Origin of the sequence: Paucibacter sp. B2R-40 (genome assembly GCF_025717555.1) — a bacterium.
In the GTDB taxonomy this organism is placed as follows: domain Bacteria; phylum Pseudomonadota; class Gammaproteobacteria; order Burkholderiales; family Burkholderiaceae_C; genus Paucibacter_A.
This window is the reverse complement of sequence record NZ_JAJIRP010000005.1, coordinates 244,599-261,829: the sequence shown is the minus strand read 5'-3', so window position 1 is coordinate 261,829 and position 17,231 is coordinate 244,599. Positions and strand designations below refer to the sequence as shown.

The 17,231-nt window shown below is 61.6% G+C and carries 17 protein-coding genes; 13 read left to right on the top strand and 4 right to left on the bottom strand.

The features are described 5' to 3' along the window. The first annotated feature begins 3 nt into the window (after positions 1 to 3). Positions 4 to 261, top strand: coding sequence for a cell division topological specificity factor MinE (minE, locus tag LNV09_RS12410; RefSeq protein ID WP_263557392.1), 258 nt, complete (start codon positions 4 to 6; stop codon positions 259 to 261). 2 nt (positions 262 to 263) lie between these two features. On the opposite strand, the gene LNV09_RS12405 is transcribed toward minE, so the two are convergent. After that, the gene (locus LNV09_RS12405; RefSeq protein ID WP_263557391.1) at positions 264 to 515 is read right to left on the bottom strand and encodes a VF530 family protein; all 252 of its coding nucleotides are present in this window, start codon (positions 513 to 515) and stop codon (positions 264 to 266) included. Further along, positions 512 to 1,102, bottom strand: coding sequence for a 1-acyl-sn-glycerol-3-phosphate acyltransferase (locus LNV09_RS12400; RefSeq protein WP_263557390.1), 591 nt, complete (start codon positions 1,100 to 1,102; stop codon positions 512 to 514). The genes LNV09_RS12405 and LNV09_RS12400 overlap by 4 nt, the downstream gene beginning before the upstream one ends. Before the next feature lie 253 nt (positions 1,103 to 1,355). Between LNV09_RS12400 and LNV09_RS12395 the strand changes: the two genes are divergently transcribed. The 3 genes from LNV09_RS12395 to LNV09_RS12385 are packed head-to-tail and all read left to right on the top strand — an operon-like array spanning position 1,356 to position 3,975. Further along, a complete protein-coding gene (locus tag LNV09_RS12395; protein WP_263557389.1) occupies positions 1,356 to 1,889 on the top strand; it encodes a hypothetical protein in 534 nt (177 codons plus the stop codon). 4 nt (positions 1,890 to 1,893) lie between these two features. Beyond that, a complete protein-coding gene (locus LNV09_RS12390) occupies positions 1,894 to 2,802 on the top strand; it encodes a response regulator (protein ID WP_263557388.1) in 909 nt (302 codons plus the stop codon). A gap of 18 nt (positions 2,803 to 2,820) precedes the next feature. After that, complete coding sequence (locus LNV09_RS12385; RefSeq protein ID WP_263557387.1) at positions 2,821 to 3,975, top strand: coiled-coil domain-containing protein; 1,155 nt, start codon at positions 2,821 to 2,823, stop codon at positions 3,973 to 3,975. On the opposite strand, the gene LNV09_RS12380 is transcribed toward LNV09_RS12385, so the two are convergent. Next, complete coding sequence (locus LNV09_RS12380) at positions 3,976 to 4,266, bottom strand: 2Fe-2S iron-sulfur cluster-binding protein (protein ID WP_411969279.1); 291 nt, start codon at positions 4,264 to 4,266, stop codon at positions 3,976 to 3,978. 77 nt (positions 4,267 to 4,343) lie between these two features. Here LNV09_RS12380 and LNV09_RS12375 point away from each other — a divergent pair, with 77 nt between their 5' ends. The 9 genes from LNV09_RS12375 to LNV09_RS12335 all read left to right on the top strand — a co-directional run bounded on the left by LNV09_RS12375 (position 4,344) and on the right by LNV09_RS12335 (position 15,355). Further along, on the top strand, positions 4,344 to 6,224 hold the full coding sequence (locus LNV09_RS12375; RefSeq protein ID WP_263557385.1) for a M3 family metallopeptidase: 1,881 nt from the start codon (positions 4,344 to 4,346) through the stop codon (positions 6,222 to 6,224). A gap of 7 nt (positions 6,225 to 6,231) precedes the next feature. Continuing rightward, positions 6,232 to 6,741, top strand: coding sequence for a M48 family metallopeptidase (locus tag LNV09_RS12370; RefSeq protein ID WP_263557384.1), 510 nt, complete (start codon positions 6,232 to 6,234; stop codon positions 6,739 to 6,741). After that, positions 6,738 to 7,685: a tRNA dihydrouridine synthase gene (locus LNV09_RS12365; RefSeq protein ID WP_263557383.1), complete on the top strand. Its 948-nt coding sequence runs from the start codon at positions 6,738 to 6,740 to the stop codon at positions 7,683 to 7,685. Before LNV09_RS12370 ends, LNV09_RS12365 begins: the two co-directional genes overlap by 4 nt. Then, complete coding sequence (locus tag LNV09_RS12360; protein WP_263557382.1) at positions 7,682 to 8,074, top strand: translation initiation factor Sui1; 393 nt, start codon at positions 7,682 to 7,684, stop codon at positions 8,072 to 8,074. The genes LNV09_RS12365 and LNV09_RS12360 overlap by 4 nt, the downstream gene beginning before the upstream one ends. Before the next feature lie 122 nt (positions 8,075 to 8,196). Continuing rightward, positions 8,197 to 10,281 carry a TonB-dependent receptor plug domain-containing protein gene (locus LNV09_RS12355; protein WP_263557381.1) on the top strand — a complete coding sequence of 695 codons (2,085 nt, stop codon included), beginning with the start codon at positions 8,197 to 8,199 and terminating at the stop codon, positions 10,279 to 10,281. After that, positions 10,278 to 10,877 (top strand): YfiR family protein, encoded by a 600-nt coding sequence (locus tag LNV09_RS12350; RefSeq protein WP_263557380.1) that lies wholly within the window; start codon positions 10,278 to 10,280, stop codon positions 10,875 to 10,877. The genes LNV09_RS12355 and LNV09_RS12350 overlap by 4 nt, the downstream gene beginning before the upstream one ends. A 14-nt stretch (positions 10,878 to 10,891) precedes the next feature. Beyond that, a complete protein-coding gene (locus LNV09_RS12345) occupies positions 10,892 to 13,468 on the top strand; it encodes an ATP-binding protein (RefSeq protein ID WP_263557379.1) in 2,577 nt (858 codons plus the stop codon). A 25-nt stretch (positions 13,469 to 13,493) separates the two neighbouring features. Further along, the gene (dbpA, locus tag LNV09_RS12340; protein ID WP_263557378.1) at positions 13,494 to 14,930 is read left to right on the top strand and encodes an ATP-dependent RNA helicase DbpA; all 1,437 of its coding nucleotides are present in this window, start codon (positions 13,494 to 13,496) and stop codon (positions 14,928 to 14,930) included. Between the two features lie 176 nt (positions 14,931 to 15,106). Further along, entirely contained in the window at positions 15,107 to 15,355 is a 249-nt protein-coding gene (locus LNV09_RS12335) for a hypothetical protein (protein WP_411969276.1), read from the top strand. A 10-nt stretch (positions 15,356 to 15,365) separates the two neighbouring features. Here LNV09_RS12335 and LNV09_RS12330 read toward each other — a convergent pair whose 3' ends face one another. Next, positions 15,366 to 17,153, bottom strand: coding sequence for a glutamine--tRNA ligase/YqeY domain fusion protein (locus LNV09_RS12330; RefSeq protein WP_263557377.1), 1,788 nt, complete (start codon positions 17,151 to 17,153; stop codon positions 15,366 to 15,368). Positions 17,154 to 17,231: the final 78 nt, after the last annotated feature.

Below are 17,231 nucleotides of genomic sequence, written 5' to 3'. Positions count from 1 at the left end.
GAGATGGGATTTTTAAGCTACTTCTTGGGCGAGAAGAAGACCACCGCCAATGTCGCCAAAGAGCGCCTACAGCTGATCTTGGCGCATGAGCGCAACGGCCGCACGGCCAGCCCGGACTACCTGCCTCAGCTCAAAAATGAGTTGTTGTTGGTGATCTCCAAATACATGAAGATCGACCCGGACGACATCAAGGTGAGTCTTGAGCATCAGGGCGATCTGGATGTGCTTGAGCTGAAGATCGAGCTGCCCGACGGGCGCTGAATTTAGTTGCGTTGCTCGCGAGCTTGCTCGCGCAGCATGAATAAATACAGGCTCTCCACCTTGGCGCGCGCCCAAGGTGTTTTGCGCAAGAACTTCAGGCTTGAAGCCACGCTCGGGTCGATCACAAAGGAGCGGATCTCGATGCGCTGCCCCAATTCTTCCCAGCCGAAATAATCGACCAAGCCGGTCACGATGGCTTCCAGCGTCAGGCCGTGCAAAGGGTCTTTGGATTTGATGGCTTGTTGTTCGCTCATTGGTGATCAAACTGTTGCCAGTTTTTGCCCTTGAATTGCGCGTAATAGGCCTTGATGCTGACCATGTCGGCTTCGATGTCGCCGGTCGGGTTGAACACCGGCCCGAGGCCGCTGAGCTTGCGCGGGTAGTCCATATAGGCCATCACGATAGGGACTTGCGCGGTGTGGGCGATCCAATAAAAGCCGGTTTTCCAGTAACGGGTCTTGCTGCGCGTGCCCTCTGGCGGCACGATCAGTTGCACTTGGCCATCCGCCGCCACCAGCGCCGCAGCCGAGGCCGCGACCAGATTGGTGGATTGCTCCCGGTTCACCGCGATGCCGCCTAACCAGCGCATCAGGCCGCCAAAGGGCCAGCGAAAAATCTGGCTCTTGCCCATCCAATACGGCGTTAGCCGTAGAGCGAAGGCCACCATCAAGGTGTAGGGGAGATCCCAGTTGCTGGTGTGCGGTGCGGCGATCAAAACACATTTGGCCTGACCGGGCGGCAGGCTGCCTTCGATCTTCCAGCCCTTGAGCTTGAGGAAGGTCAGTGATGCAGCGCGCAACAAGCTGTTGATGACAGGCGTGGTGAAGATGGTTCGGTGCATGAAGCGAGCCTGTTGGCATTCAGATCAGCGGGGCCACAAGACTTTGCTGGCCACGCAACTGCCCCGGATTATCCCGCGCTCACCGGACTCGCTGAGCGCTTTTCAGGCAACTCATGAAAGATTGAGTGTTTTCAAGTATTTGTGGGCGAATGCGCCATGAAACTATGAACAGGCCAACTAGGCCCCGGCTCCTTAGCGCTTGCGGGAGCTCAGATTCGGTGCACACTGTGCGGTATCGCCACGGAGTGTTCGCGTGCAAGCAACGGTCGTAGCCACAAAATTAACCGATGTATGGGCGGGCTTGAGCGGCAAGACCTGCCCCTTTGTCGCGGCACCTTGTTTGCCGAGCTTGCGGCCCGATGACGCCTGCTTTTCCTTGCCGATAGCCGATTGCATCACCGGGTTTTCCAGCCATCCGCATGCCTTGGTGTTGCTGATGCTGGGTGCGGCCGATGCGCAAGCGCTCGCCGCAGCCATGTTTGGCTTACCGCGTGAGCAGTTGCAGGCCGCCGATGTGCAAGATGCCGGCATGGAGCTGTGCAATATCCTCAGCGCCTGCCTGCTGCAATGCCTGGAAGACACCAGCTTGACCAGCCTTGGCCTGCCCGAGATGCTGAGCCAGCCGCAATGGCAAGCCTTCAGTCATGCGGGCGAAACGCGCGCTTTGTTTGTTTCCGCAGACCAGGCGCAGCGCCTGGCCGTGATGTTGACCGATATCCATGCCCAAAGGGACGACTCAATGACAGGTGATTTGAGTCAGCCGGGCGGCCTTTCTAGCGAGAACTAAAGCCATGCAAACAGCCACACATGCTCCGCTGCGTGTCCTGATTGTTGATGACAGTCGGGCCATACAAGCCATCATCCAGCGGGTCTTGCAGACGGCGGGTCTAGGGCCCTTGTTGATCGAACTTGCCATGGACGGCGAGCAAGCGCTGCGCCTGGTAAGCGCGTTTGAGCCCGACCTGGTGATCTCGGACTGGCATATGCCCAAGATCGGCGGCTTGGAGCTGTTGCAGACGCTGCGCCAGATTGGCCGGCATGAAATCAAGGTCGGCTTTGTGACCACCGAAACGGCCACCCGCCATCTGGATCAAGCGCGCAGCAATGGCGCGCTGTTCGTGATCAACAAGCCCTTCAAGGACGAGGACTTGCTGCGCGAAGTCAAAAGCGCGCTGGCGCCGCGTCTTGCCGAGTTGCAAGCACCGCCCGGCCCAGCGCCGGCCCTGGTCTCGGTCGAGGCCTTGAGTGGCTTGATCAAATCCTTTTTGCACGACATTCCGTTTCGTCTGATCGCCGCCCCAGGGCAGCAAATGAGCGATCTCAAGCTGCCTCACAACCTCGCCATGTATGTGGCGGCCGGCCACAAAACGCCGCATGCGCTGGGTGTGCTGGATGTCAACTGCTGCTGCATCTTGGGTGGTGGCGGCGCGCAGATGCAACCGGCGCCGGTGCGCGCGGCGATGCAGGTGGGCGCCCCTACGGCCGAGATGATGAAGTTTGCCGATCAGTTCATGCATTCCGCCGCTGGTCTTTTGGTGAAATCCAAAGACTCGCCCGAGGTAGGCCTCAAGGTGGCCAATTTGATGAGCAAGCCATTCGAGAAGATGGGCACTTTGATGGCGCGCGGCCATGGGCGCAGCGACTACCGCCTCTCTGTACCGGGCTACGGCGAAGGCCGCCTCGCCTTTGTGCTGATCTGACCCCGGGAGACTTGCTAAATGTCGCTCACGCTTGAGAACCTCGCGGCGCTGTCGCTATTTCTGGCCAATGTGATTGTGATCATTGTGGTCATAGCCACCTATTGGCGCATGACCCGTTACGAGGAAAGCAACCACATCCATATCGTCAATGCGCTGCGCGAAACCCGCGAAGCCGGCCGTGCAATGAAGTCGGCCTCAAATGAATTGATGCGGGCGGCCGAGCGCGGCCTGGGCTCGGGCGGCTCAGGTGGCGGCGATCCTTTGTCCCCGGCGGATATGCGCGGCTTGACCGAGCTGCCATTGCTGATGCGGCAATTGCTCAATACCTTCGGCATGGAGCACGGCGCAGACGCAGGCAAAGAAGGGCCGGACCGCCTGCCCTGGCCCGAACATGCCAGCGATATGAATGAGGAAGGCCTGGAGGCGCTCAAGCGCAGCCATCGCAACGAGGTCGAGCGCATGGTGGCGCAGCGCCGCCGCGTGCAGCTGGAGCTGGCGCAGGCACGCGAGCGGCTGGAAGAAAGCTCGCGGCTGTTGAATAACTTTCGCTCCCGCACCAGCCAAACGCTCAACGACCAGGCCGAGATCAATGCCGCGCGTCAGCGCGCCGAACAAGCGCGCACACAAATGCAGCAGTGGCAGGAGAAGCACGGCATGGCCGAAACCCGTGCCGAGCGAGCCGAACGTACCGCAGCTCGCTTGCAGCGTGAGTTGGAGACCCTGGCCCTGAACCCGCAGGCGGCGGCCGCGCCCAGCGCCGCGGTCGCTGCTGCCGACCCCGGCGCCTTGAAAAAGCTCGAGCGCGAAGCCAAGGCTCAGCGCGAGCAGTTGGCGGAAGCCGGCGAGACGATTGAGAAACTGCGCCGTGACCTGGCGGTCTTGTCGGCCGATCCTCCACAGCACGATGGGGACGCGTCCGAGCAGAACCAACCCAGTGATCTCGAAGACGCTCGCAAGCGTCTAGAGAAGGAGATCGAAAAGTTGAATGGCCGGGTGGAAGAGCTGGAAGACTCCTTGCACCGCAACCTGGTCGAAAAGAACTTCATCGAAGAGCACTACCTGGCCGAAACCCGCAAACAGCGCGAAGAAGAAGCTGCAGCACTGGCGGCCGGCCTTGCTGCGCAAGAAACGTCCATACAGCCGCCGGCACAGCAGCCTGACCCTGTCGCCTAACTAAGCTGCGGGGCGCAGCAAAATCAGATCGCTGTGTGCTTGGGCGACGCAGGGCAGGATCCAGCCCGCGGCTTTCTCTTCGGCGCTCAGGCCAGGCCATTCGATCAAATAGCTGACCTCGCCTGCCTGCAGTTGGCAGCGGCAAGCGCGGCAAGTACCGTTGCGGCAGGAGCTCAGCAATCCGCCGCCACCTCGTAAAGAAGCCCGCAAGATCGTCAGCCCAGGCTCGGCCCAGAAACTGATTGATTCGCCCGCCAGCGTGATTTTGAAACCCTTTGCCATGGCGGCCATCATCTCAGAAAAGCCCGGTCGGGCGTCGCAGGCGCTATGCTCTCGGCCCTTGCAGACTCCACAAGAGCAGAGATTCCATGCAGACCGGCCCACAAACAGCGCGCGCATTTTTCCAGCAACTCAATACCGACTACAACGCGGTTCACAAGACCAAAGAGGATTTGTTTTGGGCCACCTATATGGCCACCAGTGCTGATCAGGCTGGCTTTGCCGCGGCCGAACAAGCCTATAAGAATTTCATCTCCGACCCGGCCAAATTGAGTGCAACGCGGGCCCATCTCGCCCAACTGCAAGCGCTGCCGCAGGCCGAGCAGGATCCGCAACTGCTGAAAGGTTTGAATGGCTGGTTGGCGCTGTTTGAGGCCAATATCATCGACAACGACGCCGCGCGCGCCTTGATGAGCGAGATCATCCAAGCCGAGGCGACCTTGTTTGCCAACAAGCGCGAGTTGCAGCCTACACATCTGAATCAGCATGGCCAGTCAGAGGTGGCCTCGCTGACCATGCTGGCCACCAATCTGGCGACCAACCCGGTCGAGGCCTGCCGACGCAGCTCTTTTGCGGGATTTCAAGAGATCGAGCATTGGGTCTTGGCCAATGGCTTTTTAGAGCTGGTCAAACTGCGCAATCGCTTTGCGCGTGCGCTGGGCTTTGATAACTATTTTGAACTCAAGCTGCGCAAGAACGAGCGCATGACGCCGGCGCAGCTGACAGGCATTCTGGATGACTTTGTTGCACGCACTGACGAGGCGCATGCCCGCACACTGAGTCATTTGCAGGCCGCCCATGGCGAGGGCGCGCTGGCGCCCTGGAATCTGCGTTTTTATTCCAGCGGCGATGTTGTGCGCCGCATGGACGAATACATGCCTTTCGGGCCGGCACTGCGGCGCTGGGTCGAATCGTTTCGGCGCCTGGGCATTCAGTACCGGGGGGCGACCATGCAGCTGGATCTGCTGGAGCGCAAGGGCAAGTATCAAAACGGCTTTTGCCATGGCCCTGTGCCCAGCTATGTGAACGAGCGGGGCGAATGGGTGCCGGGCCAGATCAATTTCACCGCCGAGGCCAAGCCCGATCAGATGGGCAGCGGGCTGCGCGCCATCAACACCTTGTTCCACGAGGGCGGGCATGCCGCGCATTTCGCCAATGTGGCGCAGAACTCGCCTTGCTTCTCGCAAGAGTTCGCGCCAACCTCGATGGCCTATGCCGAGACACAGTCGATGTTTTGCGACAGCCTGCTCGGCGACGCCGATTGGCTCAAGCGTTATGCCAAGAATGCGGCCGGTGAAGCCATACCCGATCAGCTGATCCATGACCGCATCGCCAGCAGCCAGCCGATGCGCGCATTTGATGAGCGCTCGATTGCGGTCGTGCCTTATTTTGAAGCCGCACTCTATGCCATGGCTGATGAGGAATTGACGGCCGAGGCCGTGCTGGCCTTGGCTCGCGCGACCGAGATCAGGGTCTTGGGTGTCGTCAGCCCACGCCCGATGCTGGCGATCCCGCATCTGCTCAATCAAGAGTCTGCCGCCAGCTACCAGGGCTATTTGCTCGCCCATATGGCGGTCTATCAAACCCGAGCCTTCTTTTTGCGCGAGCATGGCTTTTTGACCGATAACGTGGCGATTGGCCCGCAATTGGCCCAGCATTATTGGCAACCGGGCAATAGCATCGATCATGACGCGACGCTGCGCAGCCTGACCGGCGAGGGCTTCTCGGCCCGCTATCTGGCCGAGGCCTGCAACCAGTCGGTCGAGTCTTGCTGGGCCCAGGCGCAGGCCAGCTTGGCCGCTGCGGCGACGCGCCACTATCCCGAGGCGGTGCCGGCGGCGCTCGATGCGCAGATTCGTATCGTCCACGGCGAGCAGTTGCTGGCCGACAGCAGCGCGGGTGAAGCCGCCATGTGCGCGCGCTTTGAGGCCTGGGTGGGCGAGAACTACGCGGTAGCCGCAAGCACTTGAGGTCTGCGTGAAGCCTTTGAAGTATCTGGTCGGTTACCCGGCCGAAACGCTGCAGCAGGTGCAGGCCTTGATTGACGCAGGGCGCCTGGGCGAGGTTTTGAATCGGCGCTATCCGGTGGGCCACGCCGTGCGCAGCGACAAGGCCTTGTTCGACTACACGCAGGAGCTGAAGCAGCGTTTTTTGCGCAATGCAGAGCCGCTGAACAAGGTCTGCTTTGATGCCAAGCTCAAGGTCATTCAGCATGCGCTGGGCACGCATACCCGCGCGTCGCGGGTGCAGGGCAGCAAGCTCAAGAGCAAACGCGAAATCCGCATCGCAGGCCTGTTCAAAGTGGCTCCGGCCGAGTTCCTGAAGATGATCGTCGTGCACGAATTGGCGCATCTGAAGGAGCTCGATCACAACAAGGCTTTTTATCAGCTCTGCCAGCATATGGAGCCCAGTTACGGGCAGCTGGAATTCGATCTGCGCCTGTATCTGACCCAGCAAGACATCTCTGCCGCCCAGGAGGCGACATGATTTTGTTGGCACCGATGGAGGGCCTGCTGGACCATATGCTGCGTGATGTGCTGACGCGCGTCGGCGGCATCGACCGCTGTGTGTCCGAGTTCATTCGCATCACCGATCGCCTGATGCCTAACCGCGTATTCACGCGCATCGTGCCCGAGTTGCTGAATGGTGGTTTGACGCCGGCCGGTGTGCCTGTGCGCGCGCAGCTGCTGGGTTCGGATCCGGTTTGCATGGCGGAGAACGCAGCAAAATTGGCAGCGCTCAAGCCGGCCGGGATTGATTTGAACTTTGGCTGCCCGGCCAAGAATGTCAACCGGCATCGGGGCGGGGCGGTGCTATTGGATGAGCCCGAGCTGATTTTGCAAATCGTCAGTGCGGTCAAGCGTGCGATGCCGGCGGGCATGCCGCTGTCGGCCAAGATGCGGCTGGGCTATATGGACGATTCCCGCACGCTCGAATGTGCGCAGGCGATGGTGGACGGCGGCGCCGAGGAATTGGTGATCCATGCCCGCACCAAGGCCGATGGCTACAAGCCGCCTGCCTACTGGGATCGCATCAATGCGGTCAGGGCGTGTGTGGCGGTGAGCGTGGTCGCCAATGGCGAGGTCTGGACGGCGGCCGACGCGCAAGCCTGTTTGCAGCAGTCCGGCTGCGACGCCCTGATGCTGGGGCGCGGCATGGTGGCCGATCCTGGCTTGGCTCTGGCAATATGCTCGCCCGGCGCAGCGGCCTTGAGCTGGCAGGCCTTGCTGCCCTTGATGCAGCTGTTCTGGGGTCAGGTGATGGTGCATATGCCGGCCAAACATCAGGCTGGGCGGCTCAAGCAATGGTTGCACTATCTGCGTCGCCGCTACCCCGAGGCCGAAGAAGCCTATCTGCGCGTGCGCACCATCAATTCACCCTTTGAGCTGCATCTGCAGCTGTTCGGCAAGCCAGCGGAGGCAAGACCATGAAACCCACCAAAACCTTGTCCGGCCTGGGCGCATTGGGCGCACTCAGCGGCCTGGTCTATTCCACTGATGCGGGGCGCACTTGCCCCGACTGCCGCCAGGCCAAAGCCGATTGCCGCTGCGGCCGGCCGGTCATTCCCAAAGGCGACGGCGTCGTGCGCGTCTCGCGCGAGACCAAGGGCCGCGCAGGCAAAGGCGTCACCCTGGTCAAGGGCGTGCCACTGGACGCCGACGGTTTGACGGCTTTGGGCAAAGAGCTCAAGACGGCCTGCGGCTCCGGCGGCACGGTCAAGGACGGTGTGATCGAGGTGCAGGGCGACCACTGCGAGCGGGTGCTCGAGTTGTTGAAGAAGAAAGAGCCCAAGTGGCAGGTGAAACGCGCCGGCGGTTGATGCGGTCAAGCCTGCATTGGGGCTCGGCCGAGCAGCTGACTGCGACCTCAAAGGTATTTTTACCACTTTGCTGGCTGGCGCTATAGACTTGGCCTCTGGCTCTTCGTCGAGGTTGGTCCATCATGAAGCACCATCGATTGCTGCAGTTGATCGGCTTGCTCGGTCTGGCTGTGACGACTACAGAACAGGTTCACGCCGCCTCTTTGCTGGATCTGGACATCGACGCCTTGTCCCAGCTGGAAGTGCGCAGCGCCACCGGCTTCAAGATGACGGCCCGCGAGGCGCCTGCGATCGTCTCGGTCGTCACCGCCGCGCAGATCGAAGCGATGGGCGCCCTGACGCTCGAGGAGGCGCTGCAAGGCGTGGCCGGCCTGCATATCTCGCCGAAGAATCGGCAGCCGCTGTTCTCCATTCGCGGCATGTACACCTTTGACAATCCGCAGGTCTTGGTGACGCTCAATGATGTGCCGATCAACCAGGTGTTTACCGGCGCCTTGGGAGCCGGTGTGCGCATGCCCTTGGCGGGCGTGGACCGGATTGAGATTGTGCGGGGACCGGGCTCGGCCGTCTTCGGCGCCGATGCGTTCGCCGGTGTGATCAATATCGTCACGCGCGACCCTTTGCACGAGCCGGAAACAGCGGCCGGCATCAACGGCGGTGCGTTTGGGTCCAGCGGAGCATGGGCGCGCAAGACCAGCAAACTTGCGGACTGGGGTGTGATGCTGGCGGCCGAGACGCAGCGCACCGATGGCGACCGGGGCCGACGCGTCAGCGGCGATCAGCAAACCGACTTTGATGCCATCTTCGGCAGCCAGGCCTCGCTGGCACCCGGTGCCTTGGACACCCAATACCGCTTGACAAATTTGCATGCCGAATTTGCGCGCCCCGATCTGCAACTGCGCTTGTGGCACTACCGCGCCGACCGTATGGGCAATGCCTGGGGCGCCGGTGGCGCGCTGGACCCCAGCTCCAACACCGAGGTGCGCCAGTCGCTGGGCGAGCTGCGCTGGCAGTTGCCGGGCAGCAGCGAGCTGCTGCGGTCGGTGCTGCGGGCATCCTGGATGAATTACTGGTTCGATGCCAAGTACCGCGTCTTCCCGGCCGGCGCGGTTTTGCCGGTCACTGCCCGGGGTGACTTGTTTGGCCCCGGCGAAACCCAGCTGTACAAATTTGTTGACGGCGTGATCGGCAACCCGGGCTCGGGCGAAGACAGTTACCGGCTCGACTGGGAATCGCATTACGCCGGCTGGGACGGCCACCGCCTGCGGCTGGCGCTGGGGGCGAGCCGACAGACCTTTCATGCTTGGGAGGCCAAGAACTTCAGCAATGGCGGTCAGGCCGGCGTGGTCGTCGACGTCACTGACACGCCTTATGTGTATGCGCCCGACCTCAGCCGGAATAATCGCTATGCGTCGATTCAAGACGTTTGGCGTCTGAACGAAGCGGCAGAAATGACCGTCGGTGTGCGGGCCGATCATTACAGCGATTTTGGCTCCACCGTCAATCCGCGCGCGTCCCTGGTGTGGCGGCATTCGCCCGACCTGGTGAGCAAATGGCTATATGGTCGTGCCTTCCGCGCGCCGTCGATGAAGGAGCAATATGTCGCCTCCAATCCGGTCAATCTGGGCTCCAAGACCTTGCGGCCCGAGATCGTTGACACCATTGAATGGCAGGCCGATTGGACCTTGGGCCCCAGCTTCAATCCGCGCCTGGCGGTGTTCTATTACCAAATGAAGGACCTGATTCGGCTGGTGTCAGGCGTTTACCGCAATGTTGGCGAATTGTCTGCACCCGGGGTCGAGTTGGAATTGGACTGGCGTCCCGGCGAACAGTCTCGTCTGGGTTTCAACTACGCCTATCAACGCGCCCGCGACGGGCAAGGTCAGGCGGCACCGTTCGCGCCGCGTCACAGCGTCAATCTGAGCCTCGATCAGCGCTTGATTGCGCCGCTGACTTTCAATGGTCAAGCGCGCTGGATAGGGGCGCGGCCGCGCGAGAGCGGTGACCTGCGCGCCAAGCTGCCCGCCTACGCCTTGCTGGACCTGGGCCTGCGTTGGCAAACGCCGGGAGCGGCCTGGTCCGCTTCCCTGGGGCTGAAAAATGCTCTGGATGCGTTGGCCACGGAGCCGACGGATTCGACCGCCGTACAGGGCGACTCACCGATGCCGGGGCGGGAATGGCGGGTCGATTTCCGGATGGCGTTTTGAGTCTTAGCGCCGATGGCCGCCGCGAGGGCCTGCGTCGCGGCCTGGGTGTTTTGCTTTCCGCCGGGCTGTGTTGTTGCCCGGTGCTGCCGGCGGCCGCAGCGCCAGAGGCACAAGCCGGCTATAGCGAGTACAGGCTCAAGGCGGCTTTTCTCTACCGCATCAGCCAGTTTGTCGAGTGGCCGCAGCCGGCTGCGGGCGGTGCGGACAGTGCCTTTACGATTTGCGTGCTGGGCAGCAATCCCTTCGGCGAAAGCCTGCGTGAACTGGCGACCCGACAGCATGGCAATCGGCCCATCGCGCTGCAATACCCGGCATCTGCGCGTGAAGCCAGGGCTTGCCAGATTGTTTATCTCGATGCGGCAGCGAAGAAGACCGTCACCGAGCTGGCGAGCAGTCTGGCCGATCTGCCGGTGCTGACGGTCAGTGCTGCCGAGCAGTTTGTTGATTATGGCGGCGGTGTCGGCTTCATACTTGAGGGCGGCAAGTTGCGTATGGAGATCAACATCGAGGTGCTCAGAAGGGCCAATTTGAGGCCCAGTGCCAAGCTGCTGGAAGTTGCCGCGCGCCTGGTCGGCAGTGCCAAGGAGCAGCCTTGAAGGCCCTGGCCAGAATGCCGATCAGCCGCCTGAGCGTTTCGCTCATCATGGCGGTATGTGTGGGCACATTGCTGCTGTCCAGCGTGATGCACATCTGGTACGAGGCGCGCGGTGCGCGTGAGGCGCTGGGCGATGAGTTGAGCAGCATTGCCGCCTTGCTGGGCAATCGCAGCACCGCAGCGATCGCCTTCGATGACAGCAAGACCGCGCAAGAGAATCTGGCCGCCTTGCAAGCGGTCAAACATGTCAACTCGGCCTGCTTGTATGGCGACGCGGGCGAGCTGTTTGCCAGCTTCAGTCGTCGCCATGATCAGGCTTGCCCGGTGCATGTCGCTTCGGATGAGCAGGTTTTGACTTCTCAGGCGGATGCACTGCGGGTTCGATATGCGATCCAGCTGGATGATCAAAAGCTGGCGCTGCTGGTGATCGAGTCATCGCTGGATGCGGTTCATCAGCGCATCTGGTATCAAGTCAAGCTGCAAGGCGGGGTGGTCTTGCTGGCGGCCCTGCTGGCGCTGGGGGTGGCCATGCGCATGCAGGGTTTGATCTCGAAACCTTTGGCTGAGTTGAGCGCCGTTGCGAACGAGATCGTGGTGCGGCGTGATTACGCCTTGCGAGCCGGTGAGATGGGACCCTTGGAGCTGATGGACTTGGCGCGTTCCTTCAATTTGCTGATCCACACCATCGAGCAACAAAACGTCGAATTGGAGGCCGGCAGGCGCGCGGCCTTGGCCCGCTTTGAGCGCGCTCGTAGCTATCAAATGGCGCTGTCGAGCCTGGCGAAATCCGCCGCCGCAAACGATGCCGATGTTGAGGCTTTGGCGCAGTTGGCGGCGGCGACTTTTGCGCAGCTCTTGGCGCTAAGCTGCGTCAGTGTGTGTATGCAGGCAGAGCATGCAGAACAGTCGGAGTCGGCGCAACAGGAGTCGCCGCCGCTGGCTTTGGCGGTTTTTTGTGACGGCGCGCTGCTGGCGCCGGCGGGCAGTTGCTCGGCCGCGGCTGCGGCCGGTTTGGCTGCCTGGCGCTTAGGTGGCGAGCGCTATGTGCAGGTGAACGATGTGGCCCATGAAACACGGCTCAGTCGCAGCCAGGTCGCGGATCTGAGCGCACAGGGCACACATTCATTTTTATGGGTGGCGGCCGGTTCCAGCCAGTCCGCTCAACTGAGCTTTGTCTGCCTGGAGCAGCGCGGGGCAAGGCGGCATTGGAGCAGCGACGAGATTGCGGTGGCCGGCGAATTGGCCGATTTGCTGGCGCTGGTTGAACGCGACAGCCGGCGCCGGCGTGCCGAACGCTTGCTGCGCTCCAGCAATGCCTATAACAAGCTCTTGTTTCGCGAGTCCTGTTTGCCGCAAGGTGTGTTGGATCCGCAAACCATGCGCTTTGTTGATTGCAACAGGGTGGCGGTTGAGGTTTTTGGCTTTTCACAAGCTCAGCAGCTCTTGGGCTTGACGCCGGCCGAGGTCGCGCCCTTGCAGCAGGCCGATGGCGAGCTTTCGGCAAGCTTGCTGGAGCAGCGCATAGCGGCAGCGCTGGCGGGCGAGCTCAGCGTGTTCGAGATGCAGTTCTTGCGCGCGGGGCAGCCGCCTTGGGACGCGGAAGTGCATCTGGATCGCTTTGATTCCGAGACCGCAACTTTGGTCCAGTTCAGCTTGATTGACATATCAACCCGGGTACAGGCGCAGCGCGCGATGGCCTCGCTCAACCAGGACTTGGAGCTGCGGGTGGCGCGGCGCACGGCCGCGCTTTCCGACGCCAATCAGCAACTCAGCGAGACGCTCGATACCCTGCAGAAGACCAAGGACGAGTTGGTCCGCAATGAGCGGCTGGGCTCACTGGGCGCCTTGGTTGCCGGCGTTGCGCATGAGCTGAACACGCCCATTGGCAACAGCTTGGTGGTGGCGTCGACGCTGCAGGACGGTGCAGGCTCGCTGGCTATGGAAGTCGAGGCGGGCACGGTGCGCCGCTCCAGCATGACGAGCTATCTTGAAATGGCCAGGGAAAGCAGTGCCTTGTTGATGCGCAATCTGCACCGTGCGGCAGAATTGGTGTCCCGTTTCAAACAAATCGCGGGGGATCAAACCAGCGGCCAGCGCCGGCAGTTCGAGCTGCGCTCGACGGTGGAGGAGTTGGTGGAAACCTTGCAGCCTCAGTTCCGCGTCACGCCTCACCAACTCGTTGCCGAAATCCCGGCGGGCATCGTGATGGACAGCTGGCCCGGTGACTTGGAGCGGGTTTTGGTCCAACTCGTCGGCAATACCTTGGTGCATGCCCATCAGCTTGAAAAAGCGGGCTGCACGGTGATCAGCGCCACTTTGTACGACGCCGGTCAACGGGTGCAATTGGTGGTCGCCGACAACGGCCAGGGCATTGACCCTAAAAGCCTGCCGCGCATATTCGACCCATTCTTCACCACGCGTTTGGGTTCAGGCGGCAATGGTCTGGGCCTGCATACGGTGTTCAGTCTGGTCACCAAGTCACTGGGCGGGCGTGTTTCGGTTGAAAGTGCGCCCGGTGCGGGCTGCAAATTCACTTTGGATCTGCCCTGCGTTGCCCCTCAAGCATCGCAATACCGGGATTTCCCGCATTGAATGGGGGAGCAGGGATAATCGGGCGATGAACGCACCTCTGAACGTATCCTCGAACGATAAGCTATCCTTCGCTCAACTTCCCTTGAGCGCCGCCATGCAGGCCAATCTGGCCCAGCTTGGCTACACCGAAATGACGCCGATCCAGGCCGCCAGCCTGCCGCTCGCGCTGGCGGGGCAGGACCTGATCGCGCAGGCCCAAACCGGCAGCGGCAAGACCGCCGCCTTCGCCCTGGCGCTGCTGCACAAGCTCGACGCGGCGCGTTTTGACGTGCAGGCCTTGGTGCTGTGCCCAACCCGCGAGTTGGCCGATCAGGTGACGCAGGAGATCCGCCGTCTGGCGCGTGCCGCCGACAATATCAAGATCCTGACGCTTTGCGGCGGCTCGCCGATGAAGCCGCAGATGGACAGCTTAGGCTTTGGTTGCCACATTGCGGTGGGCACGCCGGGCCGGGTGATGGACCATCTGGAGCGCGGCAGCCTCAACTTGAGCGCGCTGAACACGCTGGTGCTGGACGAAGCCGACCGCATGCTGGACATGGGCTTTTTTGACGACATCGTCACGGTCGCCAAACAAGCACCGAAGAAGCGCCAGACCCTGCTGTTCTCGGCCACCTACCCGGAAGGCATCGCCAAATTGAGCGCGCAGTTCATGCGTGACCCCAAGGAGGTCAAGCTCAATGCGTCTGCGCTACAGGCGCCGACCAGTATTCGTCAGCTGGCATTTGAAGTTAGGGAAGACGAGCGCCTGCATGCGGTGTCGTTGCTGCTGAATCACTTCCGCCCGGCCAGTACGATCGCGTTTTGCAATACCAAGGCGCAATGCCGGGATCTGGTCGATGTGTTGGTAGGTCAGGGTTTCGTCGCGATGGCCTTGCACGGCGACTTGGAGCAGCGTGACCGCGATCAGGTCTTGATTCAGTTTGCCAACCGCAGCTGCTCAGTCTTGGTGGCGACCGATGTGGCCGCACGCGGCCTTGACATTGCCCAGCTGGAATGTGTGATCAACGTCGAAGTAACGCCCGATATGGAGGTGCACACCCACCGCATCGGCCGCACCGGCCGCGCCGGCGCCGATGGTCTGGCGCTGAGCCTGGCCAGCCTGGACGAGATGGGCCGCATCGGCCGCATCGAACAGATGCAGGGTTATGCCTTCGTCTGGCAAAAGCTGGATACCTTGATCCCCGCTCCCGGCAATGTCATGCAGCCGCCGATGGACACGCTGCAGATTCTGGGCGGGCGCAAGGAGAAAATCCGGCCTGGTGACATCTTGGGTGCGCTGACCGGTGAGGCCGGGTTCAAATTCGAGCAGGTCGGCAAGATCAATATCACCGAATTCCACAGCTATGTGGCGGTGGAGCGCAGCATTGCCCGCGAGGCCGTCAAGCGCCTGTCCGAGGGCAAGATCAAGGGGCGCAAGGCCAAGGTGCGCCGCATGGCTGATTTGGCCGATCTGGCCGACTGATAGACTTTTTTTGCTGCCCGCTTGTGTGACATTTTTTTGTCAGCGAAAGTCCTAGTCCACCGCAAGTGTTCATCCGACGTTATTTCGAGACGTATGCACATGGTCACCCCCTCAGATGGGGTCTAGTCTTCAAACATGCAGACCGAGATCATGGTGACAGCTCCGGAGTACACAAGATGGACACCCAATTCATGCAAAGCAGCATCAAGCAAAAAATCGCTCAAGCTCCGCAATCTAACGACCAGTTTGAATTGCGTTTCCAGTCACTCTTTCATTCCGGCAAGGCCTTGGCCTTCCCCTGCGACGCGCATGGCGATGTGATGTTGGATGTGCTGAGCGCCAGGGCGCTGGAGAACTATCTGTTCGCCCGTGCCGTGGTCGGTCATGAGTACGCGAACCCGGTGATTCAGGTTCGCGAGGATTGAATCAGCCGATCTACTTCGACCAGCCGTCCTTCAGCCCGGTGATCTTGTTGAAGACCGGTTTGCCTGATTGATGATCGATGCGATCGGCGACGAAATAGCCATGCCGCTCGAACTGGAAGTGAGTCCCGGCCACCACCTGGGCCAGTGAAGGCTCCAGGTAGCCGGCCACTACGCGGCGGCTTTGCGGGTTGATGAAACTGAGGAAATCGGCGTCGCCGGCGTCCGGTTGCTCGACAGTGAACAGGCGGTCATACAAGCGCACTTCCGCTGCTACCGCCTCATGCACGCTGACCCAGGTGATCGCACTCTTGACCTTGACCGCATCGGCGCCTGGTGTGCCGCTCTTGGTGTCGGGCACGACAGTGGCGAGCACGGCGGTGATATTGCCGGCTGCGTCTTTCTCGCAGCCCGTGCACTCGATCACATAGCCATATTTCAGCCGCGTTTTGTTGCCGGGGAAGAGCCGGTGATAGCCCTTGACCGGCACTTCCATGAAGTCATCGCGTTCGATCCAGACCTCATGGCCAAGACCGAATTCACGCTGACCTAGCTCTGGGAGCTGCGGGTGTGCCGGTGCGCTGCTGCGCTCCACATGGTCGCTGCTGCCGAACAGTTCGGCCCAGTTCGTCAACTTCAATTTAAGCGGATCCAGCACCGCGCAGGCGCGCGCGGCCTTGCCTTCCAGATCGGCGCGCAGGCAACCGTCCATCACCGAGTAATCGAGCCAGGCATTGCTCTTGGTCACGCCGGTGGCTTCGACCATATTGCGAATACTCGCTGGTGTGTAGCCGCGCCGGCGCATGCCCACCAGGGTCGGCAGGCGCGGGTCGTCCCAGCCGTCCACATGGCCTTCGTCCACCAATTGACGCAGCTTGCGCTTGGAGGTGACGACATAGGTCAGGTTGAGGCGGCCAAACTCGTACTGATGCGGCAGCGGATGGGCCAACAAGCCGCCTTCGGCCAAATGGCCAAGCAACCAGTCGTAGAACGGCCGCTGGTCCTCGAACTCCAGCGTGCACAGGCTGTGCGTGATGCGCTCCAGCGCGTCCTCGATCGGATGCGCGAAGGTGTACATCGGGTAGATGCACCAGGTATCGCCCGTGTTGTGATGGGTGGCACGGCGGATGCGGTAGAGCGCCGGGTCGCGCAGATTGATGTTGGGCGCGGCCATATCGATCTTGGCGCGCAAAACCATGGCGCCGTCCGCATGCTTGCCGTCGCGCATTTCCTGGAAGCGGGCGAGGTTGTCGGCCGGGCTACGAGCGCGGAACGGGCTGTTGACGCCGGGGCGGCCGAAGTCGCCGCGGTTGGCGCGCATTTCTTCGGGCGTTTGCTCATCGACATAGGCCAGGCCGGCCGTGATCAGATATTCCGCCGCGCGGTACATGAAGTCGAAGTAATTGCTCGCGAAGAACAGGTGCGAGGTGCCACCGGCGTTCCAGTCCCAGCCCAACCAGGCGACCATCTCCTGGATCGCGTCGACATATTCCTGCTCTTCTTTTTCCGGGTTGGTGTCATCAAAGCGCAGATGGCAGATGCCGCCATAGTCCCGCGCCATGCCGAAATTCAGGCAGATGCTCTTGGCGTGGCCGATGTGCAGATAGCCGTTCGGCTCGGGCGGGAAACGGGTGCGGATCTTGGCCGCATCCAGCGGGCCGGCCGCGTGGTGGGCGGCGTCGCCGGGCGTGCCGGCGAAGTGGCGCTCAGGCTGCCCAGTCTGTGCCAAGTCCCGCTCGATGATGCTGCGCAGGAAGTTGTTGCTGAGGGCGGGCTTGTTGTCGTCGGACGGATGAGACATCGGGTAGGGGCAGGGCAGCGGGGCTGCGCCGTCAAAGTGGCAGGTTTGCACCGATTTTATCGGTCTAAGCGTCAAGCC